The organism is Microbacterium sp. CCH5-D1 (genome assembly GCF_001557335.1).
GTDB classification, from domain to species: Bacteria; Actinomycetota; Actinomycetes; order Actinomycetales; family Microbacteriaceae; genus Microbacterium; species Microbacterium oxydans.
In genome coordinates this window covers 1-3,756 of sequence record NZ_LSJW01000291.1, presented here as the reverse complement: position 1 = coordinate 3,756, position 3,756 = coordinate 1, and the positions used below count along the sequence as shown (strand labels likewise).

At 60.8% G+C, this 3,756-nt stretch carries 4 protein-coding genes and 1 pseudogene; 2 read left to right on the top strand and 3 right to left on the bottom strand.

Annotation, left to right across the window (positions count from 1 at the left end; translation table 11 throughout):
* Positions 1-107 precede the first annotated feature (107 nt).
* The 3 genes from AX744_RS17115 to AX744_RS20085 are packed head-to-tail and all read right to left on the bottom strand — an operon-like array spanning position 108 to position 2,699.
* Positions 108-1,607 (bottom strand): multicopper oxidase family protein, encoded by a 1,500-nt coding sequence (locus AX744_RS17115; protein WP_082738572.1) that lies wholly within the window; start codon positions 1,605-1,607, stop codon positions 108-110.
* The gene (locus AX744_RS17110) at positions 1,604-2,038 is read right to left on the bottom strand and encodes a hypothetical protein (RefSeq protein ID WP_061018222.1); all 435 of its coding nucleotides are present in this window, start codon (positions 2,036-2,038) and stop codon (positions 1,604-1,606) included. The genes AX744_RS17115 and AX744_RS17110 overlap by 4 nt, the downstream gene beginning before the upstream one ends.
* Positions 2,039-2,084: 46 nt before the next feature.
* On the bottom strand, positions 2,085-2,699 hold the full coding sequence (locus tag AX744_RS20085) for a TetR/AcrR family transcriptional regulator (RefSeq protein WP_082738571.1): 615 nt from the start codon (positions 2,697-2,699) through the stop codon (positions 2,085-2,087).
* A gap of 241 nt (positions 2,700-2,940) precedes the next feature.
* Here AX744_RS20085 and AX744_RS20375 point away from each other — a divergent pair, with 241 nt between their 5' ends.
* Positions 2,941-3,087 carry a hypothetical protein gene (locus tag AX744_RS20375; protein ID WP_157543642.1) on the top strand — a complete coding sequence of 49 codons (147 nt, stop codon included), beginning with the start codon at positions 2,941-2,943 and terminating at the stop codon, positions 3,085-3,087.
* A 75-nt stretch (positions 3,088-3,162) separates the two neighbouring features.
* Positions 3,163-3,756: pseudogene (locus AX744_RS20370) on the top strand (transposase); the annotation flags it as partial.

Sequence of the window (3,756 nt, the reverse complement as noted above, 5' to 3'; positions counted from 1 at the left end):
ACCATCCCCAACTTCGAAACCGAAGAAATCCTGCCAACTACTTGACGCGAGACAGCCAGGGCAAAGCTCCCCCAAGGAAGACGCCTCCGAGTCCCCACCACATCGCGCTACTGGACAACGAACTGGCCCATCATGCCGGCGTCTTCATGCCATAACAGGTGGCAATGGTACATGTAGGGAATCTCGGGGTCGGGATTCTGCCCGAAGCGCATGATGAGCCGGAGCAGAACGCCAGGCGGCGCATAGATCGTGTCTTTCCATCCTGTGAGCTCCGATGGCGGTGCGTCACCGTCGATATCGAGCACCAAGAATTGCACGTCGTGAATATGGAAGTTATGCGGTTTCGTGTGGATATTTTGCACTTCCCACACTTCGATAGTCTCCGCCGCAACTTCTGCATCGATGCGTTCCATGTCCATGCGTTGACCATTGATCCGGTTGTCACCGAGCTCAAAGGTGCGCGTCTGCGCCGCATCAGCCGGGGTCATCGTGCCGAGGGACCCGAATATTGCAGGCAATAGTTGCGCCTGGCGTAATTCGTTTCCGGCTGAAAGAAGAAGAACGTCGAGTTCGTCAGCCGCACCGGTGCGGTCAGCAAGCCGCTGAGTGATTCCAAGATCTTGGGGGAAGGAGCGCAGCACGACTTCTTCTCCGGGTTGCATTCGGACCAAGATTTCGGCACGTTCGCCCGGGGTCAGCATGATGCGTTCGAGATCAATCGGAGCTTCGAGCAGGCCACCGTCGCTCGCGATCATCGAGAAGAGACGCCCATCGGAGAAGCCGAAGTAGTAGCTTCGAGCTGCCGAGGCGTTGAGCAGGCGGAGGCGGGTCAGTTCAGCAGTGACCTCGAACCAGGGTGCGAAGGTGCCGTTCACCAGCAGTGTGTCGCCGAGCATGCCGTTGTCGCGTCGCTCAGTTTCGACGAGTGCACCATGCTCGTCGAACGTCCTATCCTGCACGATGAGGGGGAGGTCGTCGACACCATATTCTCGAGGAAGCGGAAGCTGCGACTCGTTGTCATCGTCGAGGAGGAAGAACCCGCCGATGCCCCGGTGTACATGGCGCTCGGTCTGCCCATGCGGGTGCGGATGGTACCACAGCGTGGCGGCTGGTTGGTCGATGGTCCAGGAAGGCGACCACACCGCACCGGGTTCGATCATCTGGTGCGGACCACCGTCTGCTGACGCTGGCACCCGCATGCCGTGCCAGTGCAGAGTGGTTGCCTCGTCCAGCTGGTTGCTTACATGCATGCGAACCTGTTCGCCGCGTTTCGCGCGCAGCGTGGGGCCGAGCAGCGGTCCGTTCACGCCCCAGGTATCGGTGTCGCCCTGCGACACGATCGAGGAACGCCCAGATTGCACAGTGAGGTCAAAGACTCGCTGATTGTCTCGCACTGTTGATGCAGCGAGCGGAGGAATGTTCAGCTGATTGACAAAGTCGATCTTCCCGAATGTGCTGATTGCGCCGCGAGAGGAGGACGGGATACAGCCCGTGGTCGTGACGACGGTAAACGCCCCGAGAGCGAGGGCGGAGCCTCGTAAAAAGGTGCGACGATCAACCTCGACGCGGCGGCCCCAACCGGATATAGATGACGGCCCTCGCGTCATGCTTGCTCGCGAGGTGTCGTCTCAACCTCTTTACCATGAGAGTCACGGAAACCCATGCTGGCGACCATAGCGGCACCGAGAAGCGTGATGATGCCAAGCGGCAAATGGATAGCGAGCTTTCCTGCATCACCGAGGAGGAATTGCGCCACTTCGAGGCCGAGAAGCACGGCAGACAGGGCGAGAGCGCGGGAGGGGCCACCGCCGGGCTTCCACCACAGCAGGGCAGCGATGATCTGCACTGCGGCGATAGTCATGATGGTCATACCGTTGAAGTAGTGCATGTCGAGAGCACTGTCATCGCCTTCAAGGCTCATACCAGCGAGAATCGGCTGCGCAAACACGAGGACCGCGTGGACGAGCGCGATCCACGCAAAAGTGAGGCGCAGTCCCTTACGGCTTTTCACGGGCGTACTTGTTACTTCGGTGGTCATGGAAGCTCCTGTCTGAAAGGTGTCTGATTTCATGAGTGGAACGGTGTCATGGTGACGGCAGCGGATTGTGTCCGTGGATCAGCTCGGCAACAGTCTCATGCCGTTTGATTAGGGTGACGAGCTGATGTTCAAGGTCGTCCAAGTCCGACGGTGACGGTGTTTGCATGCTCAACATGCCGACAGATGCGCCGTCTGCGGCGAGCATGACCAGCCGCACAACGTCCGCCGAAATCCCATCTGAGCTCAACGTGTCAGTCCAGTGAGTGAGTTCTTCACGTGCGAATTCTGATATCGAAGGGATCATGGAGAGGAAACTCAGCAGGGTGCTGTGTTCAAGCAGCAGGTCGGGGGCACGCAGTTCGTGGAACGTCGCCCGGACATATGCTCGGGCGAGGCGTCCGGGTCCGGCCGGTTCTTCAGCGGCTCTGCGGGTGACCTCTGCCTCGAACTCTTCGTAGACATCTTTGATCAGTGCGAAGAGCAGTTCGTCCTTCGTCGGAAAATGGTGCAGCAAACCGCCCTTCGATACCCCGGAGGCTCGGGCAATCGCGTCGAGGCTCACGCCTATGCCGCGCTTTTTGACTTCTTGGCGCGCGGCACTAAGCAGCGCTGATCGTGTGCGTTCCAAGTCCCGCTGTCTTGGGCGTGTGCTCTTGGGCATCTGTTGTTCCTTACTGGACTCAAGTTACCGTCTAGCCGGTATGTTAGCATGTTTGTGCGCTTGGAATCTTCGACGAGATTTAAATGTCAGTTGCGCCGTCAATGGTTGGCAGCAACTTAATGCAGCGCGGGAGATCAGAAATTTTGGAGGAATGACTGCCGTGAGTGGATCAAGAAATAACGAGGCGCTACCGGGCGCAGCGGACTCGGTGGGTGATCGGGTTGATGGCACTGACGGCGCATTGGCGGCACGTGCAACCGGCACCGGCATCCGCTCCACGCTGACCCGCTACTACTCGCTGACCAAACCCGGAGTGCTCTACGGCAACGCCCTAACGGCTGCTGCGGGTTTTCTGCTCGCCAGTCGCGGACAATTCGACCTGGACTGACCCCGTCTTGTAGGTCCAGTCGTTGTGTGAGTCGTCCTGTCGCCCGAGGGTTCGGGCAGGGAGACTGGTCAGATCATGACGAACAGCAGGAAGCGTCACACCCCGGAGCAGGTCGTCCGAAAGCTCGGGCAGGCCGACAGGATGCTCGCCGACGGCGCGGACGTCGCCGCGGTGTGTCGGGAGCTCGGCGTGTCCGAGCAGACGTACTACCGGTGGCGGAACCAGTACGGCGGCCTGAAGGCCGACGACGCGAAGCGTCTCAAGGAGCTCGAGAAGCAGAACGCCACTCTGAAGCGGCTGCTGGCCGAAGCGGAGCTGGAGAAGGCCGCGCTGAAGGAGTTGGCTGAGGGAAACTTCTAGGCCCGGGCAGGCGCCGCGCCGCCGTCGCTCACCTGATCAGGACACTGCAGGTGAGCGAGCGGATGGCGTGCCGTCTGGCCGGGCTGAGCAGGTCCGCGTACCGTCGCCCGCTCAAGGGCGACACGACCGCCGACCCGGACAGGGCGTTGCGGGACTGGCTGCGCGCGTACGCGAAGAAGCATCCGCGGTGGGGATACCGCAGGGCCTACCACGACGCTCGCGGCGAGGGGTGGGTCGTGAACCACAAGAAGATCCAGCGGCTCTGGCGCGAGGAAGGCCTCCGTGTCCCCCAGCGGCGGCGGCGCAAAC